At 70.0% G+C, this 26,773-nt stretch carries 27 protein-coding genes; 7 read left to right on the top strand and 20 right to left on the bottom strand.

Annotation, left to right across the window (positions count from 1 at the left end; translation table 11 throughout):
- Positions 1–2: 2 nt before the first annotated feature.
- From cysD to KVT45_RS12675, 10 genes are all read right to left on the bottom strand, one after another.
- Positions 3–941 carry a sulfate adenylyltransferase subunit CysD gene (gene cysD, locus KVT45_RS12715; protein ID WP_217546997.1) on the bottom strand — a complete coding sequence of 313 codons (939 nt, stop codon included), beginning with the start codon at positions 939–941 and terminating at the stop codon, positions 3–5.
- Positions 938–1,525: an adenylyl-sulfate kinase gene (gene cysC / locus KVT45_RS12710; RefSeq protein ID WP_217546996.1), complete on the bottom strand. Its 588-nt coding sequence runs from the start codon at positions 1,523–1,525 to the stop codon at positions 938–940. The genes cysD and cysC overlap by 4 nt, the downstream gene beginning before the upstream one ends.
- Positions 1,522–2,232, bottom strand: a complete 711-nt coding sequence (locus KVT45_RS12705; protein WP_217546993.1) for a phosphoadenylyl-sulfate reductase — start codon at positions 2,230–2,232, stop codon at positions 1,522–1,524. Before KVT45_RS12705 ends, cysC begins: the two co-directional genes overlap by 4 nt.
- A complete protein-coding gene (locus tag KVT45_RS12700; RefSeq protein ID WP_217546992.1) occupies positions 2,229–2,408 on the bottom strand; it encodes a hypothetical protein in 180 nt (59 codons plus the stop codon). Before KVT45_RS12700 ends, KVT45_RS12705 begins: the two co-directional genes overlap by 4 nt.
- Positions 2,405–4,102, bottom strand: a complete 1,698-nt coding sequence (locus KVT45_RS12695) for a nitrite/sulfite reductase (protein WP_217546989.1) — start codon at positions 4,100–4,102, stop codon at positions 2,405–2,407. Before KVT45_RS12695 ends, KVT45_RS12700 begins: the two co-directional genes overlap by 4 nt.
- A gap of 126 nt (positions 4,103–4,228) precedes the next feature.
- The gene (locus KVT45_RS58390) at positions 4,229–4,312 is read right to left on the bottom strand and encodes a putative leader peptide (RefSeq protein ID WP_309500612.1); all 84 of its coding nucleotides are present in this window, start codon (positions 4,310–4,312) and stop codon (positions 4,229–4,231) included.
- Positions 4,313–4,404: 92 nt separating this feature from the next.
- Positions 4,405–4,995 carry a GNAT family N-acetyltransferase gene (locus KVT45_RS12690; RefSeq protein ID WP_217546986.1) on the bottom strand — a complete coding sequence of 197 codons (591 nt, stop codon included), beginning with the start codon at positions 4,993–4,995 and terminating at the stop codon, positions 4,405–4,407.
- A 91-nt stretch (positions 4,996–5,086) separates the two neighbouring features.
- Complete coding sequence (locus KVT45_RS12685; protein ID WP_217546984.1) at positions 5,087–6,421, bottom strand: hypothetical protein; 1,335 nt, start codon at positions 6,419–6,421, stop codon at positions 5,087–5,089.
- A gap of 184 nt (positions 6,422–6,605) precedes the next feature.
- Positions 6,606–7,883, bottom strand: a complete 1,278-nt coding sequence (locus KVT45_RS12680) for a GAF domain-containing protein (RefSeq protein WP_217546983.1) — start codon at positions 7,881–7,883, stop codon at positions 6,606–6,608.
- Between the two features lie 409 nt (positions 7,884–8,292).
- Positions 8,293–9,930 (bottom strand): acyl-CoA dehydrogenase family protein, encoded by a 1,638-nt coding sequence (locus KVT45_RS12675; RefSeq protein ID WP_217546981.1) that lies wholly within the window; start codon positions 9,928–9,930, stop codon positions 8,293–8,295.
- A 127-nt stretch (positions 9,931–10,057) separates the two neighbouring features.
- Here KVT45_RS12675 and KVT45_RS12670 point away from each other — a divergent pair, with 127 nt between their 5' ends.
- Together KVT45_RS12670 and KVT45_RS12665 are read left to right on the top strand one after the other, a co-directional pair.
- The gene (locus tag KVT45_RS12670; RefSeq protein WP_217546979.1) at positions 10,058–11,200 is read left to right on the top strand and encodes a YihY/virulence factor BrkB family protein; all 1,143 of its coding nucleotides are present in this window, start codon (positions 10,058–10,060) and stop codon (positions 11,198–11,200) included.
- Between the two features lie 115 nt (positions 11,201–11,315).
- Positions 11,316–11,990: a helix-turn-helix domain-containing protein gene (locus KVT45_RS12665; RefSeq protein WP_217546977.1), complete on the top strand. Its 675-nt coding sequence runs from the start codon at positions 11,316–11,318 to the stop codon at positions 11,988–11,990.
- On the opposite strand, the gene KVT45_RS12660 is transcribed toward KVT45_RS12665, so the two are convergent.
- Positions 11,976–12,374 carry a VOC family protein gene (locus KVT45_RS12660; protein ID WP_217546975.1) on the bottom strand — a complete coding sequence of 133 codons (399 nt, stop codon included), beginning with the start codon at positions 12,372–12,374 and terminating at the stop codon, positions 11,976–11,978. The genes KVT45_RS12665 and KVT45_RS12660 overlap by 15 nt on opposite strands.
- A 140-nt stretch (positions 12,375–12,514) precedes the next feature.
- Here KVT45_RS12660 and KVT45_RS12655 point away from each other — a divergent pair, with 140 nt between their 5' ends.
- The 4 genes from KVT45_RS12655 to KVT45_RS12640 all read left to right on the top strand — a co-directional run bounded on the left by KVT45_RS12655 (position 12,515) and on the right by KVT45_RS12640 (position 15,020).
- Positions 12,515–13,069, top strand: coding sequence for a membrane lipoprotein (locus KVT45_RS12655; protein ID WP_217546974.1), 555 nt, complete (start codon positions 12,515–12,517; stop codon positions 13,067–13,069).
- Between the two features lie 31 nt (positions 13,070–13,100).
- Positions 13,101–13,751 carry a ThuA domain-containing protein gene (locus KVT45_RS12650; RefSeq protein ID WP_217546972.1) on the top strand — a complete coding sequence of 217 codons (651 nt, stop codon included), beginning with the start codon at positions 13,101–13,103 and terminating at the stop codon, positions 13,749–13,751.
- Between the two features lie 160 nt (positions 13,752–13,911).
- Positions 13,912–14,778, top strand: a complete 867-nt coding sequence (locus tag KVT45_RS12645) for an oxaloacetate decarboxylase (RefSeq protein ID WP_217546970.1) — start codon at positions 13,912–13,914, stop codon at positions 14,776–14,778.
- Entirely contained in the window at positions 14,775–15,020 is a 246-nt protein-coding gene (locus KVT45_RS12640) for a hypothetical protein (protein WP_217546969.1), read from the top strand. Before KVT45_RS12645 ends, KVT45_RS12640 begins: the two co-directional genes overlap by 4 nt.
- Before the next feature lie 66 nt (positions 15,021–15,086).
- Here the strand turns inward: KVT45_RS12640 and KVT45_RS12635 are convergent, their stop codons facing one another.
- Complete coding sequence (locus tag KVT45_RS12635; RefSeq protein WP_217546967.1) at positions 15,087–15,989, bottom strand: 5'-methylthioadenosine/S-adenosylhomocysteine nucleosidase; 903 nt, start codon at positions 15,987–15,989, stop codon at positions 15,087–15,089.
- A 150-nt stretch (positions 15,990–16,139) separates the two neighbouring features.
- On the opposite strand from KVT45_RS12635, the gene KVT45_RS12630 reads away from it, so the two are divergent.
- On the top strand, positions 16,140–18,302 hold the full coding sequence (locus KVT45_RS12630; protein WP_217546965.1) for a tetratricopeptide repeat protein: 2,163 nt from the start codon (positions 16,140–16,142) through the stop codon (positions 18,300–18,302).
- Here the strand turns inward: KVT45_RS12630 and KVT45_RS12625 are convergent.
- The 8 genes from KVT45_RS12625 to KVT45_RS12590 all read right to left on the bottom strand — a co-directional run bounded on the left by KVT45_RS12625 (position 18,291) and on the right by KVT45_RS12590 (position 26,573).
- Positions 18,291–19,277, bottom strand: a complete 987-nt coding sequence (locus KVT45_RS12625; RefSeq protein WP_254646695.1) for a hypothetical protein — start codon at positions 19,275–19,277, stop codon at positions 18,291–18,293. The two genes, KVT45_RS12630 and KVT45_RS12625, sit on opposite strands and share 12 nt — an antisense overlap.
- A complete protein-coding gene (locus KVT45_RS12620; RefSeq protein WP_217546961.1) occupies positions 19,198–20,070 on the bottom strand; it encodes a 5'-methylthioadenosine/S-adenosylhomocysteine nucleosidase in 873 nt (290 codons plus the stop codon). Before KVT45_RS12620 ends, KVT45_RS12625 begins: the two co-directional genes overlap by 80 nt.
- 260 nt (positions 20,071–20,330) lie before the next feature.
- On the bottom strand, positions 20,331–20,537 hold the full coding sequence (locus KVT45_RS12615) for a hypothetical protein (RefSeq protein ID WP_217546959.1): 207 nt from the start codon (positions 20,535–20,537) through the stop codon (positions 20,331–20,333).
- Positions 20,538–20,567: 30 nt separating this feature from the next.
- A complete protein-coding gene (locus KVT45_RS12610) occupies positions 20,568–21,632 on the bottom strand; it encodes a LacI family DNA-binding transcriptional regulator (RefSeq protein WP_217546958.1) in 1,065 nt (354 codons plus the stop codon).
- Positions 21,633–21,831: 199 nt separating this feature from the next.
- Positions 21,832–23,445: a family 43 glycosylhydrolase gene (locus KVT45_RS12605; protein ID WP_217546956.1), complete on the bottom strand. Its 1,614-nt coding sequence runs from the start codon at positions 23,443–23,445 to the stop codon at positions 21,832–21,834.
- On the bottom strand, positions 23,442–24,347 hold the full coding sequence (locus tag KVT45_RS12600; RefSeq protein WP_217546954.1) for a carbohydrate ABC transporter permease: 906 nt from the start codon (positions 24,345–24,347) through the stop codon (positions 23,442–23,444). Before KVT45_RS12600 ends, KVT45_RS12605 begins: the two co-directional genes overlap by 4 nt.
- A complete protein-coding gene (locus tag KVT45_RS12595; RefSeq protein WP_217546952.1) occupies positions 24,347–25,231 on the bottom strand; it encodes a carbohydrate ABC transporter permease in 885 nt (294 codons plus the stop codon). Before KVT45_RS12595 ends, KVT45_RS12600 begins: the two co-directional genes overlap by 1 nt.
- Before the next feature lie 13 nt (positions 25,232–25,244).
- Positions 25,245–26,573, bottom strand: coding sequence for an ABC transporter substrate-binding protein (locus KVT45_RS12590; RefSeq protein ID WP_217546951.1), 1,329 nt, complete (start codon positions 26,571–26,573; stop codon positions 25,245–25,247).
- Between the last annotated feature and the right edge of the window lie 200 nt (positions 26,574–26,773).

Here is a 26,773-nt window from a genome sequence, read left to right as displayed (position 1 = left end):
GCTTAGAAGTACCCCTCGCGCTTGCGGTCTTCCATCGCGGCCTCGGAGAGCTTGTCGTCGGCCCGGGTGGCGCCGCGCTCGGTGAGCCGGGAGGCGGCGATCTCGGCGATCACGGCGTCCAGCGTGTCGGCGTCGGAGTCGACGGCGCCGGTGCAGGACATGTCGCCGACGGTCCGGTAGCGCACCTGCCGCTTCTCGACCGTCTCGCTGTCCTTGGGGCCGCCCCACTCGCCGGCGGTCAGCCACATGCCGCCCCGCTGGAACACCTCGCGCTCGTGCGCGAAGTAGATCTGCGGAAGCTCGATGCCCTCGCGGGCGATGTACTGCCAGACGTCGAGTTCGGTCCAGTTGCTCAGCGGGAACACGCGGACGTGCTCGCCGGGGGCGTGCCGGCCGTTGTACAGGTTCCAGAGTTCGGGGCGCTGGCGGCGCGGGTCCCACTGCGAGAACTCGTCGCGCAGGGAGAAGACGCGCTCCTTGGCGCGGGCCTTCTCCTCGTCCCGGCGGCCGCCGCCGAAGACCGCGTCGAACTTCTCGCTCTGGATCTTCTCGGTCAGCGGAAGCGTCTGGAGCGGGTTGCGGACGCCGTCCGGACGCTCCTTGAGCACACCGCGGTCGATGTAGTCCTGTACGGAGGCCACATGGAGGCGCAGCCCATGTGCGGCCACCACACGGTCCCGGTACTCAAGCACCTCGGGGAAGTTGTGCCCGGTGTCCACATGCAGCAGCGAGAACGGAACCGCCGCCGGGGCGAACGCCTTCAGCGCCAGGTGCAGCATGACGATGGAGTCCTTGCCGCCGGAGAACAGGATCACCGGCCGCTCGAACTCGCCCGCCACCTCACGGAAGATATGGACCGCCTCGGACTCCAGCGCGTCCAGATGGGACAGGGCGTACGGGGTGCCCGTGCCCTCCCCGTGAGCCGCCACGGTCGTCGTCATGCCAGTCCCTTCCCGCTCAGCAGGGCGTGCACGGACGCCGCGGACTCCTGCACGCTCTGGTGCTGCGACTCGATCCGCAGATCGGGTGTCTCGGGCTCCTCGTACGGGTCGTCGACGCCGGTCAGCCCGGTCAGCTCACCCGCGGCCTGCTTGGCGTACAGACCCTTCACATCGCGTACGGAGCACACCTCGACCGGGGTCGCCACGTGCACCTCGACATACGCGGTGCCGTTCTCGTCGTGGCGCTTGCGCACCGCGTCGCGGCTGTCCGCGTAGGGGGCGATCACCGGGACGAGCGCCTTGACGCCGTTACGGGCCAGTAGTTCGGCGACGAAACCGATGCGCTGCACGTTGGTGTGCCGGTCCTCGCGGCTGAAGCCGAGGCCCGCCGAGATGAACTCGCGGATCTCGTCGCCGTCGAGCACCTCCACGAGGTGGCCGTCCGCGCGCAGCCGGCCGGCCAGCTCGTACGCGATGGTGGTCTTGCCGGCACTCGGCAGACCCGTGAGCCAGACGGTGGCTCCGGTCGTCACGTTGTTCTCCTGGTTCGTCGAATGGGTCGTCGAAGGCCCGATGGTCGTCATCCGTGCAGTCCGCACTCGGTCTTGGCCCGCCCTGCCCAGCGGCCGGCGCGCGCGTCCTCGCCCTCCAGCACCCGGCGGGTGCAGGGGGCGCAGCCGACGGAGGTGTAGCCGTCCATCAGCAGCGGGTTGGTCAGTACCCCGTGTTCGGCGACGTAGGCGTCCACGTCGTCCTGGGTCCAGCGGGCGATCGGGGAGATCTTGACCTTCTGCCGCTTCTCGTCCCAGCCGACGACCGGGGTGTTCGCCCGGGTCTCCGACTCGTCGCGGCGCAGCCCGGTCGCCCAGGCCGCGTACTTCGTCAGGCCCTGCTCCAGGGGCTGCACCTTGCGGAGCTTGCAGCACAGGTCGGGGTCGCGGTCGTGCAGCCTGGGGCCGTACTCGGCGTCCTGCTCGGCGACGGTCTGGCGCGGGGTGAGGGTGATGACGTTGACGTCCATCACGGCCTCGACCGCGTCCCGGGTGCCGATGGTCTCCGGGAAGTGGTAGCCCGTGTCGAGGAAGACGACGTCGACGCCCTTCTGGACGCGGGACGCCAGGTGGGCCACGACCGCGTCCTCCATCGAGGAGGTCACGCAGAAGCCCTTGCCGAAGGTGTCCACCGCCCACTGGAGGATCTCCAGGGCGGAGGCGTCTTCGAGGTCGCGGCCGGCCTGTTCGGCCAGCGCCTTCAGTTCGTCGGTCGTACGGTCTTCCTGAGCCGTGGTCATATCTGTTCCCCTCCAGCTTCGGAGTGCTTCAGCCCCCGGGCGAGCAGCCCGAGGAACTTCAGCTGGAATGCGCGGTTGCAGGCCGCGCATTCCCAGGCGCCGTGGCCCTGCTCGTTCGGACGCAGGTCCTCGTCACCGCAGTAGGGGCAGTAGAAGGGGGCGGCCCGCTCGCTCATGAGAGGGCCTCCTCACTGGCGCGGGCGGCCCAGGCGGCGAACCGCTCGCCGTCCGCGCGCTCCGCCTGGAAGCGCTTGAGCACCCGCTCGACGTAGTCGGGCAGCTCCTCCGAGGTCACCTTGAGACCGCGGACCTTGCGGCCGAAACCGGCCTCCAGGCCGAGCGCGCCGCCCAGGTGCACCTGGAAGCCCTCGACCTGCTCGCCGGCGTCGTTCAGGACCAGCTGGCCCTTGAGACCGATGTCCGCGACCTGGATACGGGCGCAGGCGTTCGGGCAGCCGTTGATGTTGATGGTGAGCGGCTCGTCGAACTCGGGCAGCCGGCGCTCCAGCTCGTCGATCAGGGTGGAGCCGCGCTGCTTGGTCTCGACGATCGCGAGCTTGCAGTACTCGATGCCGGTGCAGGCCATGGTGCCGCGCCGGAACGAGGACGGCCGGGCGGTGAGGTCCAGCGCCTCCAGGGCCTCGACCAGCGACTCGACCTGGTCCTCCGTGACATCGAGGACGATCATCTTCTGCTCGACGGTGGTCCGCACCCGGCCCGAGCCGTGCGCCTCGGCGAGGTCCGCGATCTTCGCGAGGGTGGCGCCGTCCACCCGGCCGACGCGCGGGGCGAACCCGACGTAGAAGTTGCCGTCCTGCTGCCGGTGCACACCGACGTGGTCCCGCCAGCGCGACACGGGCTCGGCCGGCGCGGGGCCGTCGACGAGCGCGCGCTTGAGGTACTCGTCCTCCAGCACCTGGCGGAACTTCTCCGCGCCCCAGTCGGCGACCAGGAACTTCAGCCGGGCGCGGGTGCGCAGCCGCCGGTAGCCGTAGTCCCGGAAGATGCCGATCACGCCGGCCCAGACGTCCGGGACCTCGTCCAGCGGCACCCAGGCGCCGAGCCGGACACCGATCTTCGGGTTGGTGGACAGGCCGCCGCCCACCCACAGGTCGAAGCCGGGGCCGTGCTCGGGGTGCTCCACACCGACGAAGGCGATGTCGTTGATCTCGTGCACCACGTCCAGCAGCGGCGAGCCCGAGATCGCGGACTTGAACTTGCGCGGCAGGTTGGAGAACTCCTTGCTGCCGATGTACCGCTTGTTGATCTCGTCGATCGCCCAGCTGCCGTCGATGATCTCGTCCTCGGCGATGCCGGCAACCGGCGAGCCGATGACGACACGCGGGGTGTCGCCGCACGCCTCGGTGGTGGACAGGCCGACCGCCTCGAGACGGTTCCAGATCTCCGGCACGTCCTCGATGCGGATCCAGTGCAGCTGGATGTTCTGCCGGTCGGTGACGTCCGCGCTGCCCCGGGCGAACTCCTGCGAGATCTCGCCGATCACCCGCAGCTGCTGCGTGGTCAGCCGGCCGCCGTCGATGCGCACCCGCAGCATGAAGTACTTGTCGTCCAGCTCCTCCGGCTCCAGGATGGCGGTCTTGCCGCCGTCGATGCCGGGCTTGCGCTGCGTGTACAGGCCCCACCAGCGCATACGTCCGCGCAGGTCGTTGGGGTCGATCGAGTCGAAGCCGCGCTTGGAGTAGATCGTCTCAATGCGTGTCCGCACATTGAGACCGTCGTCGTCCTTCTTGAACTGCTCGTTGCCGTTGAGCGGGGTGAAATGCCCCATAGCCCACTGACCCTCGCCGCGGTGACGGCTCACCTTGCGGCGGGGCGCGGAGGCGGCAGGGTTCTGCGGGGTGGCGGCCATGGCGATATACGTCCTTCAGACAGCGGGGAAGCGGCTCTGACCTGCGCCTGCGGGCGCACGGGGGGCATGTCTGCGCGGCACTGCGCAAGGGAGGTCTGGACAGGAAAGCGCGGCGGTGCTGTGCTCTCAGCCCGCCGGACAGATGGCGCTGGACATGCGGCCGAGGTCGACGTGCCGCCGACTCACCAAGGCAATTCCAGTTCCAGACATGACGGAAGCGTGTCACGCGGATCTCCGGCCAGTCCACCATTGTCCGCGATTCGGACGAATCTATTCTGAATACTGAGACAGGGTGTTGTGGGTCACGCCCCGTTCCGCGCGGTGGTGTGCGCCCCGGGCCACGGACCGGGCGCCGAGACGTCCGGTTCCTCCTCGCTCTTCGTGTCGAAGAGCCGGAACCCCCGCCGCTGATAGTTCGCCATCGCGTGCTCGCCGTCCAGACTGCAGGTGTGCACCCACACCCGCTTCGTCGGCGGCCGCCCGTCCCATCGCTCCGCCAGGTCCCAGGCCCGCGCGACACCGTACGAGAGCAGGTGGCCGCCGATCCGCCGGCCGCGGAACGCCGGGATCAGACCGAAGTAGGCGATCTCCACGACCCCGTCGTCCTGCGGGTCGAGCTCGACGTAGCCCGCCGGGGTGCCCCGGTCGTAGGCGACCCAGGTCTCCACGCCCGGCTTCTCCAGGTACTGCTGCCAGCGGGCGTAGCTCCAGCCCAGCCGGTCGGTCCAGCGGATGTCGCCGCCGACCGAGGCGTACAGGAAGCGGCTGAACTCGGGGGAGGGGATCTCGGAGCGGACGATCCCGACCGTGTCGCCGTCCGGGACGGCGGCGGGCAGGAGGTCGGCCGGGGAGGTCTGCTCCAGGGACCAGGTGGTGACGACGATGCTGCTCATGGGGCCAGGCAATCATCCCGGCCCCGGACATGTCGACAGCCGTCACCGCGGCGACGCGCCGGCGGCTGCCGGCCGACGGGCCGGCCGGCCGTTATCCGAGCGACGCGTCGATCGAGCGCAGCGGGACCGAGAACAGCATGCGGTTCGTGACCGACCACACCTCGCCCGTGTCCGGCGCGTAGGAGAGCGAGCCGGTGTCCTCGCCCCAGCAGCGGTGCGAGGCGTCCGAGCCGCAGCCGGCCGCGTGGGCACCCTTGGAGTCCTGCCGCCACAGACTGCCGTGCCCGTCCATGGCGCCGGGCAGATGACCCACGTACCACTCGGAGTGCGTCGCGCCCGGTGGCCGGTACGACAGGACGCCCCGGATCTCCGAGGCCCCGGTCCGGTACGCCTCGACCGCGTCCGCCCGGCCGAAGGTGTCCGTGGCGAGCAGTCCGTCACGCTTCGGGCTCTCGTCGAACGCGTACCGCCACAGCCGGGCGTGCTGATCGCTGTCGGCGGGCGTCCACTCGCCGAGGACCAGGCTGTCCGGGGCCGTCCCCCGGTCCACGGAGAGCGCGCTCGGACAGGGCGCGCCGGCCCGGGAGCAGGCTCCGGCGGTGTAGCGGTACGAGCCCACGGCGGGCATCACGTACCGGAAGCCGTCGGCCGACCAGCCGCCGGACACCCGGCCGATCGCCGCGGTCAGCACCGAGGTGCGCTGGATGCGGTTGAGGTCGTAGACGTAGAGCGCGTCGGCGCTGCCCTGGGCGGTGGTGACCAGGAGCTTGTCCTCGTACCAGGCCATGCCGGAGATCTGCGAGGTCAGGCCCCGGTAGGTGCTGCCGTCGGCGCTGGGCACGGTCAGCAGGACCCAGGAGTAGGAGGGGTGGGCGGGGTCGTTCGCGTTGATCACCGCGACCCTGGCCAGGCCCCGGGAGGCGGCGGGGCCGGTGGAGGTGCTGTGCGTCCAGCCGGCCAGGACGACACGGTTGGCGCCCCACAGACCGTCGTCGTCCGCCTCCGAGGAGGTGGTCACCGAGGTCGGCCGCCAGTCGTCGGTGAGGGTGTCGGTGGGGTCCCAGCAGTACGCCTCGGTGGCGGCCGGGGTGACCGGCAGCGAGTCCCGGTCGTCGGAGTCGCAGTCGGCCGCCTCACGCAGGGTGTGGTCGGACTCGGCCAGCACGTCGGCGACCCCGACCGTGCCGCCCATCGCGGAGGAGAGCCGGTCCAGTGAGCGGCGCGGTACGAGGTGTTCCTGGAGCTGCAGCGGGGCGATGTCGGTGGTGGAGGTCAGTGGCTTCAGTGCGCCGGGGTCCTCGGCGACCGTGGCCTGCGAGGCGCTGACGATCGTGGCCGTGGCGGTGAGCGCCAGCGCGGTCCCGGCCAGGGCGGCGCGCAGGGCCGCGCCCCGTCTGCGCCGCCGGTGTCTGCCGCGATGCTTCATGTGTCCTCCCGAGGCGGGCCAACTGCGCTTGGTGGTCCGAGCGTTGACCAAGGAGCAGGTGGGGAGACCCGTACCGGGATGCTACGGCAGTCGGCGTCGCCGCACCTCGAAGACCCCGCAAATATGCGGAAGATACCTCCTCGGATGCCCCGGATGCGTTAAATACGTCCGGGGGCGGGGACCTTCATCTGGGCCGCGGGCCCGGCGTCCGGCCCGCCGTCACGGCCGGGGCGGTCGAGTACGGCAGCAGGTCGCGCGGGTCGTCGGGGAGCAGCACCTCGATCTCGGCGTCGTCACGGAAGCGGTACGGCCGGTGTTCGAGAAGTGCCCCGAGATACCGCCGGATCCTGGACATCTCGGCGCGCACGGTCACGGTCCGCGAGGCGTCCCCGAAGACGTCCTCGGCCAGCCCGGCCGCGCTGCGCCCGGCGCGCCGCACCGCCAGCAGGTACAGCAACTCGGCGTGCCGGGGACTGAGTTCACGGGACCACGAGCCCGCGCCGCCGCCGACCGTCATGGCGGGCCGGCGCGGCCGGGCCAGGTCGAGCACGAGCCGGCCCCCGCCCACCGGCGCCGGCTCGTCCACCGCCCGCAGCAGCCAGCCCCCGGCCAGCGGCTCCACCGCGCACAGCCCGAGCGCGGGCAGCCACCGGCGCCCCGGCGACAGCGACTTGGGCAGCGCGAGCCGCCGTGGATACGGCATGCCCGTGACCGCCGCGGTCCAGCCGTCGGTGTCCACCACCAGCGCCCGCCCGCCGAGCCGGGCCAGCACCGGAGCGGCGACCGCCCGCAGCCGCTCCAGCGCGTCCAGGTGCAGCTCCCGCAGCCGGGCCTCGGCGAGCTTCGCCACCGAGTTCACCCAGGCCAGGGTGGCCGGGTGCATCGTCTCCAGCGGGCCGCTGACGTCCACCACGCCGAGCAGGCTGCCGTCCCGGGGGTCCGTGATCGGGGCGCCGGAACACGTCCAGGAGACGTGCGAGCGGACGAAGTGCTCGGCGGCGAACACCTGTACGGGCCTGCGCACCACCGCCGGGGTGCCGACCCCGTTGGTGCCGACGACGTCTTCGCGCCAGTCGGCGCCGAGTTCGAAGCCCAGCCCGTCCGCCTTGCGCAGCACCGGCGACGAACCCTCCCGCCACAGCACCCGGCCGTCGGCATCCGCCACCACCATGATGTGGTGGGCGACGTCCGCGACCGAAAGCAGCCCCTCGCGCAGTACCGGCAGCACGTCCTTGAGCGGTGACTCCTCGCGTCTGCGCCGGACTTCGTCGGCGGACAGCAGCCCCGAACGGAAGTCGTGGTCGGGGTCGACGCCGCTGCGCAGCATCCGCCCCCAGGACTGTTCGATCACCGGCCGGGGCGCGACCCGCCCACGCTGTCCGGCGAGTCTGGCCTCGCGCACCTCGTTCAGTACCCGCGCCGCCTGCGCCGCGTCCTTCGCGGCGAGTCGCGCCACGTCCATCGGCGGGTTCCCCACTGAGGTCCTCCCGGATACGCCTCGAAAAAGGCATCGATGAGTCGCTGTCAAGCCGTCCGGGCGGCGGTTTCCGGTCCGACTGCGCGTCTTATACTGCCGTTTTCCGGTGCCGGAGGCACACAGTCCGCACACAGTCACCGATATGTTGCAACCCCTTGCAACCCTGGTGAACGAGCCGGAGGTGGCCGAAACTTGAGCGGACGCCGCGGCGTCGGAGGCCTGCATATGGGCCGAAGAGGCGGGGGTGGTGCCGTGTCGGCGCAGCACCACCCCCGCCGGCGGCGCGTTGGCCGTCGCGGCAGGGGGTGCGTTATCTGGTGCGTTGGCGGCTGACGGTTGGGTGGGGCTGGTCGCGCAGTTCCCCGCGCCCCTTAGGTAGGGCAGATCCCGTCGGTCAAGAAGTCACCCGGGCTCGGTCCACTACCACTGTGAGGTCCAGGCTGCTCGGCAGGGTGCCGAAGCATGAACCCCAGTCGTTGCCCAGGCGCGATGCGCAGAAGGCGTCTGCCACCTCCGGCGGGGCGAAGCGGACCAGCAGCGAACCCTGGAGGACCGTCGACAGGCGTTCCACCAGGCGTCTGGCTCGGGCCTCCATGCCCTCCAGGTCGGCCAGTTCGGAGAAGAGGTCCTTGACCGCGCGGTCCAGGCGGTGGTCGGCGCCGTGGGCCCGGCCGATCTCCTGGAGGTAGGCGTCCAGCGCGCCCGGTTCGCGTTGCAGGGCGCGGAGTACGTCCAGGGCCTGGATGTTGCCGGCGCCCTCCCAGACCGAGTTGAGCGGGGACTCGCGGACCAGCCGGGGCAGGCCCGACTCCTCCACGTAGCCGTTGCCGCCCAGGCACTCCGCCGCCTCCACGACGAGTGGCGCGCAGCGCTTGGTCACCCAGTACTTGGCGGCGGGCAAGGCCAGCCGGAGCAGGGCCCGTTCGGACTCGCCGCCGTCGTCGTAGGCGGCGGCCAGCCGCAGCGCGAGGGTGGTCGCGGCCTCCGACTCGATCGCGAGGTCGGCCAGTACGTTGCGCATCAGCGGCTTGTCGGCCAGCCGCCCGCCGAACGCCTCGCGGTGCGTGGCGTGGTGCACGGCCTGCGCCACCGCCTGCCGCATCAGCCCCGCCGAGCCCAGCACACAGTCCAGCCGGGTCGCGGCGACCATCTCGATGATGGTCCGCACCCCGCGCCCCTCCTCGCCCACCCGTCGCGCCCAGGTCCCGTCGAACTCGACCTCGCCCGACGCGTTCGACCGGTTGCCGAGCTTGTCCTTGAGCCGCTGGAGGAGGAAGACGTTGCGGGTGCCGTCCGCCAGGACGCGCGGCACGAGAAAACAGGTGAGACCGTCCGGTGCCTGGGCCAGCACCAGGAAGCCGTCCGACATCGGTGCCGAGCAGAACCACTTGTGTCCGGTGAGGGTGTACGTCCCGGCCTCGGCGAGCGGGGCGGCGGTGGTCGCGTTCGCCCGTACGTCGCTGCCGCCCTGCTTTTCCGTCATGCCCATGCCGAACAGGGCGCCTGCCTTGTGCGCGGCGGGCCGCAGGTCACGGTCGTAGACGGTGGAGGTCAGCAGCGGCTCCCAGACGGCCGCCAGCTCCGGGTCGGTGCGCAGCGCGGGCACCGCCGCGTTGGTCATCGACAGCGGGCAGCAGTTGCCGGCCTCGACCTGGGTCCAGACCAGGAACGCGGCGGCGCGCCGGACGTGCCCGGACGGCCGTACCCAGCCGGTGGTCAGGCCCGCGCCGACACCCTTGCCGAGCAGCCGGTGCCAGGCGGGATGGAACTCGACCTCGTCGATCCGGTGGCCGTAGCGGTCGTGGGTGCGCAGCCGCGGCGGGTGCTCGTTCGCCTGCGTCCCCCACTCCTGCACCTGCGCCGAGCCGGCCGCGGCGCCGATCCCCGACAGCTCGGTGCGCACCTCGCCGAGCAGCTCCGGGTCGGTGTGCCGCTCGACGGCCTCGACGAGGGCCCGGTCGGCGGCGAAGAGGTCGTATCCGGCCAGCGGAGGCGGCTGGTTGCTCACGGTATGCGTGGTGTTGCCTGCCATGTCTGCGAACCTACCCGGAGCGGCGGCGGTGGTCTCCAGCCTGACACAGCGGCCCCGCCCACCGCGTCCGCCCCGGCCGGGGCCCCGTGAGGTGAGGACGGTCCCGGACGGCGGATACCGTTAGGGCGTGCAGCCAGCAAGCGATACTCCCGAGCGGCCCTCCGGCCGGCTCCACCGGGCCCGAGCCCTCTACCGGAACGTCTCCAAGCGCAGGACGGCCTGGCTGCTGCTCAAGGACACCGTCAATTCCTGCATGGAGTACCGCATCCTCGGCCTCGCCGCCGAGGCCGCCTTCTTCACCCTGCTGTCCGTCCCGCCGCTGCTGCTCAGCCTCATCGGACTGCTCGGCTACGTCGACGCCTGGACCGGCGCCCACAGCATCGCCAGCCTGGAGACCAACCTCCTGGACGCCTCCCGCACGGTCCTGTCCGACAAGGGCGTGAAGGAGATCGCCGAGCCGATCCTGCACGACGTGGTGCGCGGCGGCCGCCCCGACGTCATCTCCATCGGCTTCCTGTTCGCCCTGTGGTCGGGCTCCCGCGCGGTGAACGTCTTCATCGACACGATCACGGTGATGTACGGCCTCGACGGCGTCCGGGGCATCGTGAAGACCCGGATCGTCTCCTTCCTGCTCTTCATCGCCGCGCTGCTGATCGGCTCGGTGGCGCTGCCGCTGATGGTGGCAGGACCGGACGCGGTGGTCGGGATCGTGCCCTGGTCGGAGACGCTCGTACAGGTCCTGTACTGGCCGGTCGTGATCGTCCTGTCCGTCGTCTTCCTGACCACGCTGTACCACGTCTCCGTGCCGGTCCGCTCCCCGTGGATCGAGGACGTGCCCGGCGCTCTGGTCGCCCTGGCCATGTGGGTCCTCGGCAGCTTCCTGCTGCGCATCTACCTGACCCACACCATCGAGGGCGCGACGATCTACGGCTCGCTCGCCGCGTCCGTCGCCGTGCTCCTGTGGATCGGCGTGGCGGCCTTCGCCGTGCTGGTCGGAGCCGCCGTGAACGCCGCGATCGACCGGGTCTGGCCGGCCGCCGCGACGGCCGCGGCGCGCGCCGCGAACGAGCGGCTGCGGGAGGCCCAGGTCGCCGAGTACGTGGCCCGCGCGGCCGCGGCGCGGGAGGCCGATCCCGGGGACCCCGACGACCCCGACATGCCGTCGGAGTTCCCGGAGCGCTGGTCCCGGTTCCTGCCGCCGGAGGACGTCACGGCGCGGTTGAGGGCGCATGTGAAGAGCACCCATCCGCCGCACAAGCCGGAGGCTTGAGGGCCGACGCCGGGTTCGTCGTGGAGGGTTCGCGGTGTGGGCGGGGTGCGGGTGGGTGGGGGCTTGTCGCGCAGTTCCTCGCGCCCCTGAAAGGGGCGCGTCTACGCTGGCGTCTGTGTACAAGGAGCGGGTGTCCCGGGTCTCCGGTGCGGTTGTCTGGGTGAACAGGCCCGACGAGGGCGGCGTCGGGCGGGTGCTGCCCGACGGGTGTATGGATCTGCTCTGGCATGACGGGCGGCTGCTGGTGGCCGGGCCCGATACGCGTGCTTACGTCACCGAGGGCGCGCAAGGCGTGTGGGTGGGCCTTCGTTTCTATCCCGGTACCGCGCCCGCCGTCCTCGGTGTGCCGGCGTACGAACTGCTCGACCGGCGTGTGGAGCTGAGTGACCTCTGGCCGGCCTCCGTCGTGCGGCGGCTGCGGGCCCGAATCGGTGCCGCCGGTGATCCCGCCGCCGCGCTGGAGCGGATCGCCCTGGAGCGGTCCGTCCCGCCCGACCCGCTGCTTCGGCGGCTCGTCGAGGCTCTGGACGCCGGGCGGCCCGTGGCGGCCACCGCCGACGAACTCGGCCTCGGTGCCCGCCGGCTGCACCGGCACAGTCGTGCCGCCTTCGGCTACGGGCCCAAGACGCTGGCCCGGGTCCTCCGGATGCAGCGGGCGCTCGCGCTCGCCCGGGCCGGGGTGCCGCTCGCGGAGACGGCCGTCCGGGCGGGGTACGCGGATCAGCCCCATCTCGCCCGGGACGTACGGGAGCTGGCGGGGCTGCCGCTGACCGGGCTACTCGGCGGGTAGCGGGGCGAACAGGTCGACGCCGTTGCCGTCGGGGTCGTGCACGGTGGCGTACCGCTGGCCCCAGAACGCGTCCCACGGCTTGAGTTCGCCGTGGTGACCGGCGCCCACGAGGTCGTCGTAGAGCGCGTCGACCTCGGCGGGCGAGTCGCAGCGGAAGGCGAGTGCCACCCGGCCGCCGCCGGCCGGCGGGTGCCAGGCCGGGTGGAAGGAGCGGATCGTCTCCTCCGTGTCCAGGGCGAGGGTGAGCCCGCCGGGCAACTCGGCCTCGACGTGCGGCTGTTCCTCGGCGCCGGGCGGGAAGGCCAGCCCGAGGCGGCGGTAGAAGGCGAGGGACGCGGTCAGGTCGGAGGTGACGAGACCGATCACGGCGAATCGTGGAGTCATGCCGTCACCGTAGGCGGGGTCCTGTTGTCGGTCTTGAAGGAATCGGACACCGGCTCAGCCGTGCCCGGTGCGGTACCGGTGGCTCCGGGCGGGAGAAAAAACCGGTCCCCTGTGGAACACCTGTGCGGCACGATGGGCGCATGATCCGTGCCGTGCGCGTCCTGCCGCCCCTGTTCCTCGCCGCCGCCCTGCTCACCGGCTGCGGCACCGAGAAGGCGGGCCCCGGAGCCTCCGGAGATTCCGGTGCCCCCGCCGACCCGGCCGAACTGGCCTCCAAGACCAAGGCGTTGGGGATCGCCCCGGAGATGGTCTACGTCACCGACGCGGCGGGCTTCACCCTCGCCCAGCAGTCCGTCGGCGTACAGGGCGACGACGGCTTCTCCGCCTCGTACGCGGACCGGACCGGCGCCGTCATCCACCTCTACACCGACCACCTGCGCTACGCCGGGCAGCACAAGTACGAGGTGTCGGAGAAGGGCTGCGTGGTGTGGCTGGAGGGCGAGGGCGGGGTCTCCGACGCGGTGCTGGGCAAGGCGCTGCACGCCGTCCACCGCCCCACCGCCGGCGAACTCGACACCCTGCTGCCCACCCCCGACCCGGCCTTCACCGACGACCAGCCGGTGCAGCGCGGCGACCTGCCGACCAACGGGGACGGTGGCCCGCCCGACAACAGCGTGCCGACGCCGGGCCTTTGAGCCGGCCCCGGTCGTGGGCGATCATGCGGACATGGCCCCTCGACTGCTGGTCCACACCCGTACCACCGGCTACCGCCACGACTCCATCCCCGACGCCGTCGCCGCCGTACGGGAGTTCACCGGTGTCGACGTCGACGCCACCGAGGACCCGGCCGCCCTCGAACAGCCCCTGGACGGGTACGCGGCCGTCGTCTTCCTCTCCACCAGCGGCGAGATCCTGACCCCGGCAGGACGCGCGCGGCTCGCCGCCTACGTCGAGGCGGGCGGCGGCTTCGCCGGCGTGCACGCGGCGGCCTGCACCGAGTACGACTGGCCGTACTACGGCGAACTCCTCGGCGCCCGCTTCGACCGCCACCCGGAGTACCAGCCCGGTCGGGCGCTGGTCGAGGACCACGACCACCCCGCGACCCGGCACCTGACCGCCGCCTGGGACTTCACCGACGAGTGGTACGACTTCCGCGACAACCCGCGCGGCCGGGTCCGGGTCCTGTTGCGCGCCGACGAGACGTCGTACGACGGGGGCGGGATGGGGGACGACCATCCGCTGGCCTGGTGCCGGGAGCAGGGGGCCGGACGGGTGTTCTACACCGCCCTGGGGCACGCCCGGGAGGCCTACCGGGATTCCGGCTTCCTGGCCCACCTCCACGGGGGTGTGGCCTGGGCTGCACGGCTGGTCCAGTGACGTTTCTCCGGTGAACCGGATCCGCCATCGGGGTGAGTAAAGGTCGCGCACGGAGATAGTCACGTGCGTATCTAGAGATGCTTTTGTCTTGGCAAAGGGCTGTCGAGACGCGGAGGCCGGTCGTGTCGCCGCGCCACCCACCCACAGGAGGAGCCGGACCTTGACTTACGGGAAGAAGCTGCGCGAGCAGATGGCCGGGCCGGGGACCACCCCGCTGATCGGCGTTTATGACATGTACTCGGCGTCGATCGCGGCCAAACACTACGACGGGATGTTCGTATCGGGCTTCGGCTTCGCCGCCTCGTACTACGGCCTGCCGGACATCGGGTTCATCGCCTGGCCCGACATGGTGGCCTTCGTCCAGCGGCTGCGGGGCGCGTTCCCGCACCACCATCTCCTCGTCGACATCGACGACGGGTACGTCGACCCCGAGGTCGCCTGCCACGTCGTGGAGGGACTGGAGCGGATCGGCGCCTCCGGGGTGATCCTGGAGGACCAGAAGCGGCCGCGCCGCTGCGGGCACGCCGACGGCAAGCAGGTGCTGCCCCTGGAGGAGTACCTGGACAAGCTGGAGAAGGTCCTGGAGACGCGCCAGGACATGGTCGTCGTGGCCCGCACGGACGCCACCGACGAGCACGACATCCTGCACCGCGCGGAGCGGCTCGCCGCCACCGCCGCCGACGTGATCCTGGTCGACGGGGTGCGCAGCGAGGAGTGGATCCGCCGGATCCGCAAGGTCGTCGGCGACAAACCGCTGCTCTTCAACCAGATCGCCGGCGGCAAGTCGCCCCGACTCTCGCTCACCGAGCTGGACGACCTCGGCGTCGACGTCGCGATCTACTCCACGCCCTGTCTGTTCGCCGCGCACGAGGCGATGGACTCGGCGCTGAGCCGGCTGAAGTCCGCGGACGGCCGGCTGCCGTCGGTCGACGCGGCCAGCGGCATCGGCGTCAAGGCGTCCACCACCCTGCTGGAGCGCAACATCGCCCGGGAACGGCTCGACGAGCCCGAGGGCGTGGGCGTGTGACGCGGTTGCGGACCGCCGCGGCCCTCACGGCGGCGCTGCTCGGCGCGGCCGTGGCCCCCGCGCACGCGGCCGGCAGCCTGATCACCGTGCTGGACAACTCCAACGCGGACTCCATCCTGGAGGTGGACCGCACGGCGAACATCCAGGCAGGCAGAGGCACGGCCGGCAGTGACCACGACGGCAGCGCCGTGGACGCGATCCAGGCACTGCTCGGGGAGCCGCGCCAGGACGACGACGACTGAGCACTACGACTGAGGCTGCGTGACGGCCGGACCGCTGTCCGGCCGCCCACGCTCTGCTGCGGGCGCTCAGCCCTCGTTCAGGTCCCGTCGGCCGAAGTTCACGTCGTCCCCGTGCGGTCGCTCGGTCGTGACCTTCCCCGCGACCGGTCCGAAGAACGTGCTGCCACGGAAGTCGATATGGTCGCCGCCGTAGTTCGTTTCGTCCACGCTCTGATCCGGCAGTGGATCAAATTTGCGTAGCACGGCTACGGCGACCTCCGCCGCCCGGGCAGCCGCATACTGCTGGGCCCCACCGTGGATTTCGAAGTCCTTGGCCGTGTTCACCACGTCGCTGATGCCACGGATGGTCAGAGTTTCGACTCCAGCGGTCAGATGCCCGGCATGAGCCATGCCGGCGCCTTCCATTTCGATGGCGGCCGCGTCGTTGTAGTGACGCTTCAACTGCGAAAGGAGCGAGGACTGTTGGCTGTTGATGACGACGTCCCCGGCCGCGATCGCCTTGAAGAAGACCCTGGGGGTGTCGTGCAGGGCGTATCGCGCGGCCTGCAGCATCCGGTGTGAGGGATGCCAGGACTGAGGGCGTGCGTAGAAGCCTTCGGGCGTCAACTTCCCACCCCGGAAAGCGTAGACGCGGGTTGCCACCACCACGTCACCGATACGCAGGCCCTCCTCGAGCCCGCCCGCGATACCGACGAACAGAAGAGCATCGGGGTGGAGCGCTTGAACGATGTCATTGACAAGCGGGGCGAACGGCGCGCCGAACTCACCGGATTCCGCCAGAGCCACTTGCCAGCCGCTGCCGGGCAGAGCGCCCACTTCTATGCGCAGACCATGGTCTCCCACAATTCGATCCCGTAGGTTCGGCAGGTGTGATCGCATCGACTCGTACTCTGCGGGGACGGTGGTGATGACCGCCGTCAGAGGATTCCTGCCCGGCACTTGACCACCCCCACCCGTAAGCCGCCGCATCTGTCCGCCCGGCGGGTCCGATGCTTAGCACTGTAGTGGGACTTCGCTCCGGCGGTTGCGGTTTCCGTAGGCGGGATCGGGCGGACGGGGTGCGCGAGCAGTCTGCCCGGCATTACCGTGGGGCCGGATTCCGCGGTACGGGGGACAAGCATGGAACCGGACCAGGAGGCACTGCTGGTAGCACTGTCCGACGGGGCCGCCGGCCCGCTCGGACAGGACTTAGCCCGTGCCTTGGCGCCGTATCTCACCGCGGCTGGGCACGCCGGTCCGCCGGCCGTTCCAGCCGCGCTGCGTGATCGGTTGCGCACGCTGTTTTCCACAGACCCGGGCGCTGTTCAGGCCGTCGCCGCGGCCATGGAGAGCCGGACACCCAGGCACGGAACCCGAGTCAAGGGAGACCACATCGACTTCGAGGGACTGTTCCTCGGCGATGCGGTCGGCTCGGTACTTCATCAGCATTTCCACGGTGTGCCGGCGCCCGCGGCTCTTCCCCCGGCCGCGGTCGGCTCCCTTCCTCCCGCGACTCCCAGCTTCACCGGGCGCAAGAAACTGTTGAAGGAACTGGAGGGGTTCTTGTGCCCGAGTTCCGGGCCGTCGCGGCCCGGAACTGTCACGGCAACCGTGCTGGCCGGCATGGCGGGGGTGGGCAAGACCGCACTCGCGACGGAAGCGGCCCACGCTGCCAACGACAGGGGCTGGTTTCCCGGCGGCGTGCTCTTCATCGACCTGCACGGCCACGACAACACGAGCATCACCGCCGAGCAAGCACTCGGCACACTTCTAGAGGATCTCGGCACACCTGCCGAGCAGCTCACCACCGAGGAGGAGCGGGTCAAGCACTACCGCAGCCAACTGGCACGCTGGCCCGATCGCGTGCTGATAGTCGCGGACAACGCCGCGTCTCCGGAGCAGGTCCGCCCCCTGCTTCCCGCGGACTCCCGGCACCGCATCCTGATCACGTCCCGGACCGCGATTCCTCAACTCAACGCCCGTCACCTGCCATTGAGGCAACTGACTTCCAAGGCCGCAGTCGCTCTGCTGGACCAGGTGCTGCGGCTGGCCGACGGCATGGACCATCGGATCACCGCGGAAGCCGCGGCTGCCGTCGAACTCGCTGCCCTTTGCGGCCACTTGCCTCTCGCTCTGCAGATCGCGGCAGCACATCTCGTCTGGGATCCAGACAAGCCGGTCGCCGAGTCGGTGGACGAACTACGTGACCAGGAGACGCGCCTGTCCTACCTCGACGACGGAGAGCGCAGCGTGCGCACGGCCTTCGACCTCTCGTACCAGAGGCTGAATCCCGAACAAGCCAGGATGTTACGGCTGTTGGCCGAGGCTCCGGGACCGGAGACAGGCACTGAGGTACTGGCCGCGCTGCTCGGGGCTGCACCACCACCGGTCACGCTCGCTGTACTGGAGCGTGCTTACCTTGTCGACCGGGGCAGCAGCCGTACCCAGTGGCGGCTGCACGACTTGGTCCGGGTGTTCGCCACACAGGTGTCCGCCGACGACCCTTCCTGCCTCGCGGAGCGCGAGACAGCGAGGGATCGCGTGCTCGACCACTATGTGGAGCGGGCCGACGAAGCCGACGACCGCTTGCGCGGACTGGGTTTCGGTGCTTGTTTCAATGACATCGAGGAGGCGCTGGCCTGGCTCGATCAGGAGCGGCTCGGGCTGCTGGCCGCCGTCCAATGGGGTGAGGACAGCAGGCTTACGGCACGTGCCCTCGATCTCGCCCTGTACCTCACCGAATACCTGAGACGACGTGGTCTGTTCGAGGAGATCGTGACGGTGAGCACCCTGGCACACCGGTTCGCGGCGCGCTCCGGCGACCCGTTGCGCGAGGCAACGGCCTGGCACAACCTCGGGGACGCCCTGCAGAGCGCGGGCCGGCCCGCAGCGGCTGTCGGGGCCTACAACCAGGCCCGTGACCTGCACCGAGCCAGGGGCGACAAGGTGGGGGAGGCCATCCAGTGGAACAATCTGGCGATCGCCGAAACCCGTCTGGGCAGGCTCGGACCGGCCGCCGACGCCTTTGTCCGGGCCCGTGACCTGCGTAGGCTCGCCGGTGACCGGCACGGCGAAGCAATGGCATGGAACAACCTGGCTATCGTGCTGGACGAGGCAGGCCGGAATGACGACGCGTTCAGGGCCTTCTCGCAGGCGGCCCAACTTCTGAGCGAAGTCGGTGACTGGGCCCGAGGTGCCGAGACGTACCGCAACCTCGGGAGGGCTCTCGAAGCGGCAGGCCGCATCGAGGAGGCGATGGAGGCGTACGCCCAGGCACGTGCGCTCTCCCCGTCAGGGCGTTGAGTCCTCGCCGCGGACGTACTTTCCCGTGGTGGGGGCCTTGAACACGCTGTTGCGGAAGTCGATGTGGTCGCGGTAGCGGATCACCGGGGAGCCGTCGGCCGTATCTGCCGACGCCATGGCTACGGAACTCCAGGGCACGAGTTCGGCAAGGACCGCGAGGGCAGCCGAGGTCGTCGTCTCGACGACTTCCTCGTAAGGCCCGGACACGTCCTGTTTGTTGGGTGGCACGGTGAAAGTAATGCCCCGGATCGTTAGAATTTCCGGCGCGTTGCCGAACGGGCCGACAAGGGGCGGGGCGCAGGCGACTCCGGTACTCCTCAGTTCGACCGCGACCGCGTCCTGATACGTCTCCAGAGCATCCTGCTCCGCCGCCAGGCAGTCACCAGAACGGCGTGCCTCGGTCGCACGTTCGTCGGGAACGGCGACGATGGGCCTGAAGTGCACACCGGTTTCGCTTTCGCACCAATGCGATCCCTCGCGCAGCGCCATCCTGGCGGCCTGTTCCAATCGGTGTGAGGCAGGCTGAGGAAGCGAGGCGGCTGTTGTGTGCCGGTCGTACCGGTAGACCTTGGTGGCGACCACCACATCACCCAGGCGAATGAACTCCTTGCCTCCCGCGGGGCCGAGAAAGAGCAGGACCTGCGGATGCAGCCAGGTGGCAGCCTGTCTGATGATCTCGGTGGCCGCGTCGTTGCCCGTACCCATGTCCGCGACGGCGACTTCCCACCGGGTGCCCGCAAGGAAGCCGGTATCGAATCTGGTTCCTGAAGGGTGCTCGCGCCGTCGTACGTCGGCGAGCCGCTTGCGCACAGATGCGTACCACCGCGGATGGGAGGTGAGCACGGCAACGGTGGGATACGGGCCAGGCGTCTCTGCCACGGGAATCTCGCTGCCGTCAATTCTGTCGGGGTGGGTTCTGGTACACGATCTTGCCGACGACGGGCGCGTAGTTGATGTTGTTCCGGTGATCGACATGGTCACCGCTGTATACGGCGGTCGGCTCCGGTGTGGTCTCGTGAGCCGCCGCTGTGCCACCTTGCCGGGCAGGGTCCAACGGCGGCAGATCACGCAGGATGGCGAACGCGGCCTCGGCGGCGCGCGCCGCGGCGCGCAGTTGGGAGCCGGAGGCGTCGGCCTTCGCTTTGCGGCCGTTCGCAAGGTCGCTGATTCCGCGGATGACGGCCGCGTCCACCCGGTTGCTGAGGTGAGCCGCGTGCGCGACGCCGTTGCCCTCCATCTCGATCGCCACTGCGTCCTCGTAGTGGTTCTTGAGGTGCTTCGCAACTGCCGAGACCTCGCTGTCAAGAAGCACGTCACCAGCGGCGATCGGCTTGAAGTGAGCTGTGGTGCCCAGAACGTGACGCGCCGCCTGGTCCAGGCGCTGGCTGCTGCGCCAGGAGTCCGGACGCACTTTGAATCCCTCCGTCGTGTCCCGGCCACCGTGGTAGGCGTACACCTTGGTGGCGAACACGACGTCGCCGAGTTTGACTTTCTTCTTCTTGAGAGAGCCGGCCACACCGACGAAGAGCAGGGCCTGGGGACGCAGCCAGCTGATGGCCCGTTCCGTGAGCACGGCCGCGTTCACGGCGCCCTCTCCCATCTGTACGAGGGCCACCTGCCAGGGCGTGTCGTCGAGTGGGCCGATGGCAGCCCACGTGCCGGCGTCATGCTCGATCGTCCGGAGTGAGCCGAGATGGGCCCGGACGGCCTCGTACTCCAGCGGGAGCGCGGTCAGGACGACGACGGTGGGAGGCGATGTGTGGGGCACAGGACCGGCCTCGCTTCGGTGAGAGGTTCTCAGGAGACAGACGGTAGGACATCCCTGTGGCGGAAGTACTCCTTCCGGCAGATTTCAGCTCGTATGCACCAGTGGAAATACGTCCGCTGCAATCATTGAAATGGCCCCTTGGAGCAACGGAGTTCAAGTCGATCGCGCCGTCGCTCTCGGAACTGGGTGCGACCCTGCCCGATCGAGGCACGCGAGCGCGTCCCGATCTGGCAGGGTGCCATGTGGTCCGAAAGCGGTTCTCAGTCCTCGCCGAGGTCGGGACGGCCGTTCTCGTCCAGTTCCACGTCCTCCTTCGGGTCGTGCTCGTCGGCCGCCGGGACGGCCACCGCAGCGTGGTGCCGGGCCGGGGCGAGGGTCAGGGTCGTGGCCCGGGCGGTGCCCAGGGCCGTGGTCACGGCGGCTACGGCCAGGGCACAGGCCGCCGCGGTGCGCAGGGTGGGATTCATGCCCTGGAAACGATCTTGTCGAGGGCGCGGTCACCCTCGTACGGCCGAACGGGCAGGCGGGGCCGCCGTACTGGCCCGCACCACCAGCCTGGTCGACAGCTCCGTCCGGGTGCCCTCCGGGCGGTCCCCGTGCATCAGCCGTACGAGCAGTCGCAGCGCCGTCGCCGCCATCTCCGACAGGGGCTGGCGGACCGTGGTCAGCGCCGGGGTCCCCCAGCGCGCCTCGGGCAGATCGTCGAAGCCGACCACACTGATGTCCGCCGGCACCCGCAGTCCGCGTTCGGCCAGCGCCGCGTACACCCCCAGCGCCATCCGGTCGGAGCAGACGAACACGGCGGTCGGCGGCTCCGGCAGGTCGAGCAGTTCGTGCATACGGTGCCGGGCCGCTTCCTCGTCGAAGCCCGCGTGCCGGACGTACTCGCCCCGATGGCGCAGCCCCGCCGAGGCGAGCGCCGAGCGGTAGCCGGCCACCCGGGCGCCGCTGCACATCCGGCGCCGGTTGCCGGCGATCACCGCGATCCGCTCATGGCCGAGGGCGAGCAGGTGCTCGGTCGCGGTGACCCCGCCCTGCCAGTTGGCCGCCCCGACGGAGACCGCGCCCGCCGGGGGCTCATGGACCGGGTCGATCAGGACGTACGGGATGCGGTGGTGGTCCAGCCAGGCGTACTGCGCCGGGGTCAGCTCGGCCAGGTTGAACAGCACCCCGGACGAGCCGCGTGCGGTGAGCTTGTCCAGCCAGCCGCGCTCCGGGCGGCCGGCCCGGGTCCGGGCCGGCCCCGCCGACACCACGATCTCGAGACCCGCCTCGTACGCCGCCTCCTCCACCCCGTGCAGCACCGCACCCGACCACGAGCTGTCCAGCGCCTGCACGACCAGATCGATCAGCGCGGGGGCCTTCGTCGCGTCGAACCGCGGTCTGCGGACGTAGCCGAGCCGTTCCAGGGCCTCGGTGACCCGGCGGCGGGTCTCGGGGGCCACATCGTCCCTGCCGTTCACCACTTTCGACGCGGTCGGTACGGAGACGCCCGCCTCGCGGGCCACCACCGCCAGCGTCGGACCGGCCGCCGCCACGCTCGTACCTCCGGCACGGACCATGGGGAACCCGCCTCTCCGGCCCGCCCTTGGGCCAACGAAAGTAACGAAAGTTGCGACCAACGCTGCTTCCGCGGTCTGTGTGCAAGCCGTGCAGTAAGCGCTTCCTAAGATAGGTGCGCGTCAACTCGGCGTGAAGACCTGGGAATTCACGGGATCGGTGGGGGTGGGACTTTCGAAACTTCGAACAGGGAGGCCGGGGCTATACGGGGGTGCAGATGACCCGGAAACCGGTGAAGTCGGCGGTGAAGGAGGCGTCGACGAGGTCCACGGAGTGGATCGCGGCCATTGCTCCGGTGAAGCGGAGGCGACTGCCGTGGTCATCGGAGAGGCGGGTGAAGTCGAGGGGCGGGCCGATGGGGTGGCGGGTGTCTTCGCTGAGGTGCCAGAACTGGGCTTCGGTGCGGTGGACCGTGACGCCGAGGGTGAGGGGGGTGTCCGCGTCGACTTCCTGTACGGCTGCGCGGCGGGTCTCGTTCTCGTCGCGGGTGGTCAGTACGAGCACGGTCCGGCCTGTGTTCTGCCACTGCTGGCCGTGCTGCGATTCGCCTTCCGGTTCTGCCCAGGTGAGGTCCAGGGCGTAGTAGGCCGAGGTGTTGTACCAGAGGAGCAGTCCGGCGGACTGGGTGAAGGTGGACGGGGTTGCCTGGAGGGTTACCTGGGCCTCGGTGTGGTGTTCGGTGATGCGGCGGGCCAGGAGGTGGTGGGACCAGAGGGAGTCGGGGCCGTGGTGGCCGCGGAGGCGTAGCCAGCCGGGGCGGGTGGTGGGGTCTATCCAGGAGGGGGCGGCTGGGGAGCGGAGGGTGTAGGAGGGGAGTGCGTTGTCGGCTGCGGGGCGGTGGGGGCTTGTCGCGCAGTTCCCCGCGCCCCTGTCGGGGCGCTGGAGATCAGGTATCTCGAATGTGACTGCCGGACGGGTGTCCCCGTGACCGAGTCTCGGCCAGTCCTCTGCGTCCCAGGTCACCGACTGGATCGCCGTCTCGCGGCCGAGTGGGCACCGTAGGCCCTTCGACGTCTTCAGGGGGCGGGCCGTCAGGTGGCTCAGGAACCACTCGCCCTCCGGTGTCTCGACCAACTCCGCGTGTCCCGCCTTCTGCAACGGCCACTCGGGGTCGTCCCGCGTCGTCAGCAGGGGGCGTTCGTCGAGTTCGTACGGGCCGGTGAGGTTGCGGCTGCGGGCCACCCGTACCCCGTGTTCGAAGCCCGTGCCGCCCTCCGCCAGGACCAGGACGTACCAGCCGTTCCGCTTCAGCAGCTTGGGGCCCTCGATCAACCGGTCCTGCTGGAGGAGGAGATGGGTGGTTCCGACGGGGGTGAGCGTCTCCCGGTCCAGTTCCGTGGCGACGATGCCCGCGAAGCGCCTGCCGCCGGGGCGGTGGTCGTTCTGGAGGTTGAGGAGCCAGAGGCGGCCGTTCTCGTGGTACAGCGCGGGGTCGAAGCCGTGGCTCGGGATGCGGCGCGGGGGACTCCAGGGGCCGGACACCTCCGTGGCCGTACTGACGTAGGTGTCCGCGTCGAAGTACGGGGTGCCGACCGAGCGGACGATCGAGTAGACCACCCAGAAGCACTCGCCGTCCCAGCTCAGGGACGGGGCCCAGATGCCGCCCGAGTCGGGGGCGCCGGCCAGGGAGTCGCCGGGGGCCGCGCCCTCGACATGGCCCGCGTACTCCCAGTGCGCCAGGTCGTGGGAGCGGTGGATCGGGATCGTCGGGAACCACTCGAAGGAGCTGTTGGCGAGGTAGTACCAGTCGCCGGCGCGGACCAGGGAGGGGTCGGGGGCGAAGCCGCGGATCACCGGGTTGTGGAGCTCGGTCACTTGAGGGCTCCCAGGGTGACTCCGGAGCGCCAGTAGCGGCGCATCGCGATCATCATGACGGCCATCGGGACGATGGAGAGCAGCGCGCCGGTGAGCACCAGGCCGGTCAGGTCGACGCCGGATTCGAGGCGTTTGCCGGACCAGTTGTACAGGCCCAGGTTGAGGGTCCAGTTCTCCTCGCCGCGGAGCACGGTGAGCGGGAGGAAGAAGGCGTTCCAGGTGTTGACGAAGGCCAGCAGGAAGACCGTCGCGCCGCCGGTGGTCATCATGCGCAGGACGATGGAGAAGAAGATGCGCAGTTCGCCCGCACCGTCGATGCGGGCGGCCTCGAGGAGTTCGTAGGGGACGGTGGCCTCGGTGTAGACCTTCGCCAGGTAGACGCTGAACGGGTTGATCAGGCAGGGGATCAGCATCGCCCAGGGGGTGTCCACCAGGCCGATCTTCGAGAAGAGGAGATAGAGGGGGAGGGTGAGCAGGGCGATCGGGACCAGGAAGGAACCGACCACGCAGGCGAAGACCAGGTTGCGGCCCGGGAACTGGAAGCGGGCGAGGCCGTAGCCGGTGGCGAGGGCGATCAGGGTGCCGCCCAGGGAGCCGACTCCGGCGTAGAGGAAGGAGTTGGCGGTCCAGCGCAGGAAGATGCCGTTCTCGTAGGTGAACAGCTGGTGCAGGTTGGTCCAGAGGTGCCAGCCGGAGAACCAGAGGCCGTTGCTCTGGTAGAGGGCGGTGCGGTCCTTCGTCGCGGCGACGATCAGCCACCAGACCGGGAAGAGGCTGTACGCGCTCGCCAGCGCCAGGCCGACGAGGAGGAAGCGCTGGCCACCTCGTGAACGGGCCGCCGGATCGGGCTTGTTGATGCGGCGGACGGGGTGTGTCCTCGTGAGCTCCTCGGTGAGTGCCATCAGTCGGCCTCCTTCGCGGTCAGCCGGTAGAAGAGGAAGGAAGCGACGCCCAGGATCAGGGCCAGCAGCACCGAAAGGGCCGCCGCGTAGTGGTAGTTGCCCGCGTTGAACGCCTGGTTGTAGATCACCATGATCGGGGTGAAGCTGTCGCTCACCGTCTGGGGCGTGACGTTCCGGAACAGCGCCGGCTCGTTGAAGATCTGCAGCATCTGGATGATCGACAGCATGCCGGTGAGGACCAACGCACCCCGCACGTAAGGGACTTTGATGCTCAGCGCGATGCGGCGCTCCGAGGCGCCGTCCAGCCGTGCCGCCTCGAAGAGCTCGCGCGGGACGCCCTGCAGCGCCGAGTAGATGATCACCATGTTGTAGCCGATGCCGTGCCAGGTCAGCAGGTTGCCGATGGACGGCCACACCATCGACGGCGCGAAGAAGTTCCAGTCGAGGCCGAACGCCCTGGCCAGGGGAGTGAGGGGGCCGACGTCCGGGCTGTAGAGGTTGATCCAGACGATCGCGGCGACCACGCCCGGGATCATGTACGGGACCAGCAGCAGGACGCGGAAACGGCCCGCCGCCCGGGATGTCAGCGTGTCCAGGAAGAGCGCGAGGAGCAGGCTGACGAGGAGCATCACGGGGATCTGCACGCAGGCGAACAGGAGCACGCGCAGGACCGAGTCGAGGAACGCCGGGTCCGTCAGGCCCTGGTGGTAGTTGGCCAGGCCCGAGAACTCGTCGGTGGTGCCGCCGAGGCCGAGGCCGGAGGACTGGGAGCGGTACAGCGACTCGTAGACGGCGTACCCGATCGGGATCAGGTAGAGGAAGACGAAACCGAGCTGGAAGGGCACCGTGAAGGCGGCGCCCTTCCAGCGCTGGGAGCGGACCATCCGGGTGCCCGCCTCAGCCCTCGACGCTGATGCCGCGGGACTTCAGGTCGTTGACCGTCCACTGCTGCATGTGGGCGAGGAGGTCGGTGACCTTCTGCTGCTTGCTGACCACCTTAGCCCAGCCGCTCTGCAACTCGGTGAACATGGCCGTCCAGTCGGGGCCGAAGGTCCAGTCGGTGGTGACCGTGTTCAGGCTGTCGGTGACGACCTTCTTCGCCGGGTCGTAGTTGGAGCCGAGGAGCTTCTGCGAGATCGCCTCGTCGACGTAGGCGCTGCTGTCGGCGAGCGCGGGCATCACGCCGTTGCCGGTGGTCGGGCTCGCCATCGTCTTCACCGCGCCGGAGTCGGTGGACATCCACAACGCGGCCTCGGCGGCCTGCTGTTGGTGGGCGCACTGCTTGGTGACGAGGGTGACGCTGCCGGTGAGGTTGGTGCCAGCCGGGGTCTTCGCGGTCTCGCCGGAGAAGGTGGGCCAGGGGGCGAGGGCCCACTTGCCGAAGGACTTGGTGAAGTTCTGCACCATGCCGGCCATCTGCCAGGTGGAGATCTGCCGGGTCGCGGTGCCGCCGTTGTCGTAGTTGCGCTGCACGGCCGCGTAGTCGGCGAACGAGAGCTTGGAGTCGAGGTCGTTGTCGATGATCTGCTGGATCACGTCGGCGGCTTTCAAGGTGCCCGCGTCCCGGAAGTCCACCTTCCAGGAGTTGCCGTCGATCGCGTACCAGTGGGCGCCGGCCTGCATGGACAGCACTTCGAGGGTGCTGGGGTCCTCACCGGCGAAGTTGGTGATCTTGACGCCGTGCTTCTTGAGTGTCTTGCCCGCCGCGATGAACTCGTCCCAGGTGGTGGGGGCCTTGAGGCCGTACTTCTGGAAGACGTCCGTGCGGTAGATGGTGAAGTTCGGCGCGGAGCTGGTGGGGACGCCGTACAGCTTGCCCTGTACCTGTGCGGCTGACCAGGAGCCGGAGTTGAACTTGTCCTTGGCCGACCCGACGTACTTCGTGATGTCGGCGAGGGCGCCCTGGGCGACCCAACTCGTGACGTACTCCGCGGTGTTCTGCACCAGACAGGGCGCGTTGCCCGCCTTCACCGCGTTGGTGAGCTGCTTCTGCATGGTCAGCTGGTCGGTGACCTTCGTGTACTTCAGCTGGACGTCCTTGTGAGCGGCGTTGAACGCCTTCACCACGGCGTCCTGGCCGTTCGCCCAGCCCCAGAAGGGCAGGGTGACCGGGCCGGAGGCCGCGTCGGAGCCGCCGGAGCCGGAGTCCGATCCGCCGCAGGCGGAGAGCAGACCTGTCAGCGCGAGGCCCGCGATCGCGGCGCGGACCAACCTGGTGGAGTTCATCTGACCGTGTTCCTTCGGAGGTGGGCGCTCTCGGCGAGGAGGGCGGCGGCTCGGCAGTGCCTTAGAAACCGGTTTCCACGGGACAGTAGGACGGCTCGGCCGCTCCCAGCAAGGGGTATGAGTCGGAATCTTTCGACGTGCGGTCGGTCGAACGGTCCGTGAGCAGCAACCGGTACGCAAGAACAACCGGTTGCCGCTGA

Source organism: Streptomyces sp. GbtcB6, assembly GCF_019091475.1.
GTDB classification, from domain to species: Bacteria; Actinomycetota; Actinomycetes; order Streptomycetales; family Streptomycetaceae; genus Streptomyces; species Streptomyces hyaluromycini.
This window is presented reverse-complemented; position numbering and strand designations above follow the sequence as displayed.

What these genes read in the sequence shown, in the direction of transcription:
- KVT45_RS12595 (WP_217546952.1), bottom strand. Translation starts at nt 25,231, where the DNA reads ATGGTCCGCTCCCAGCGCTGGAAGGGCGCCGCCTTCACGGTGCCCTTC.
- KVT45_RS12635 (WP_217546967.1), bottom strand. Translation starts at nt 15,989, where the DNA reads ATGCGGCGGCTTACGGGTGGGGGTGGTCAAGTGCCGGGCAGGAATCCT.
- KVT45_RS12705 (WP_217546993.1), bottom strand. Translation starts at nt 2,232, where the DNA reads ATGACCACGGCTCAGGAAGACCGTACGACCGACGAACTGAAGGCGCTG.
- KVT45_RS12695 (WP_217546989.1), bottom strand. Translation starts at nt 4,102, where the DNA reads ATGGCCGCCACCCCGCAGAACCCTGCCGCCTCCGCGCCCCGCCGCAAG.
- KVT45_RS12600 (WP_217546954.1), bottom strand. Translation starts at nt 24,347, where the DNA reads ATGGCACTCACCGAGGAGCTCACGAGGACACACCCCGTCCGCCGCATC.
- KVT45_RS12615 (WP_217546959.1), bottom strand. Translation starts at nt 20,537, where the DNA reads ATGAATCCCACCCTGCGCACCGCGGCGGCCTGTGCCCTGGCCGTAGCC.
- KVT45_RS12630 (WP_217546965.1), top strand. Translation starts at nt 16,140, where the DNA reads ATGGAACCGGACCAGGAGGCACTGCTGGTAGCACTGTCCGACGGGGCC.
- KVT45_RS12700 (WP_217546992.1), bottom strand. Translation starts at nt 2,408, where the DNA reads ATGAGCGAGCGGGCCGCCCCCTTCTACTGCCCCTACTGCGGTGACGAG.
- KVT45_RS12590 (WP_217546951.1), bottom strand. Translation starts at nt 26,573, where the DNA reads ATGAACTCCACCAGGTTGGTCCGCGCCGCGATCGCGGGCCTCGCGCTG.
- KVT45_RS12650 (WP_217546972.1), top strand. Translation starts at nt 13,101, where the DNA reads ATGGCCCCTCGACTGCTGGTCCACACCCGTACCACCGGCTACCGCCAC.
- KVT45_RS12610 (WP_217546958.1), bottom strand. Translation starts at nt 21,632, where the DNA reads ATGGTCCGTGCCGGAGGTACGAGCGTGGCGGCGGCCGGTCCGACGCTG.
- cysD (WP_217546997.1), bottom strand. Translation starts at nt 941, where the DNA reads ATGACGACGACCGTGGCGGCTCACGGGGAGGGCACGGGCACCCCGTAC.
- KVT45_RS12660 (WP_217546975.1), bottom strand. Translation starts at nt 12,374, where the DNA reads ATGACTCCACGATTCGCCGTGATCGGTCTCGTCACCTCCGACCTGACC.
- cysC (WP_217546996.1), bottom strand. Translation starts at nt 1,525, where the DNA reads ATGACGACCATCGGGCCTTCGACGACCCATTCGACGAACCAGGAGAAC.
- KVT45_RS12625 (WP_254646695.1), bottom strand. Translation starts at nt 19,277, where the DNA reads ATGTCGATCACCGGAACAACATCAACTACGCGCCCGTCGTCGGCAAGA.
- KVT45_RS12685 (WP_217546984.1), bottom strand. Translation starts at nt 6,421, where the DNA reads ATGAAGCATCGCGGCAGACACCGGCGGCGCAGACGGGGCGCGGCCCTG.
- KVT45_RS12655 (WP_217546974.1), top strand. Translation starts at nt 12,515, where the DNA reads ATGATCCGTGCCGTGCGCGTCCTGCCGCCCCTGTTCCTCGCCGCCGCC.
- KVT45_RS12680 (WP_217546983.1), bottom strand. Translation starts at nt 7,883, where the DNA reads ATGGACGTGGCGCGACTCGCCGCGAAGGACGCGGCGCAGGCGGCGCGG.
- KVT45_RS12675 (WP_217546981.1), bottom strand. Translation starts at nt 9,930, where the DNA reads ATGGCAGGCAACACCACGCATACCGTGAGCAACCAGCCGCCTCCGCTG.
- KVT45_RS58390 (WP_309500612.1), bottom strand. Translation starts at nt 4,312, where the DNA reads ATGTCTGGAACTGGAATTGCCTTGGTGAGTCGGCGGCACGTCGACCTC.
- KVT45_RS12690 (WP_217546986.1), bottom strand. Translation starts at nt 4,995, where the DNA reads ATGAGCAGCATCGTCGTCACCACCTGGTCCCTGGAGCAGACCTCCCCG.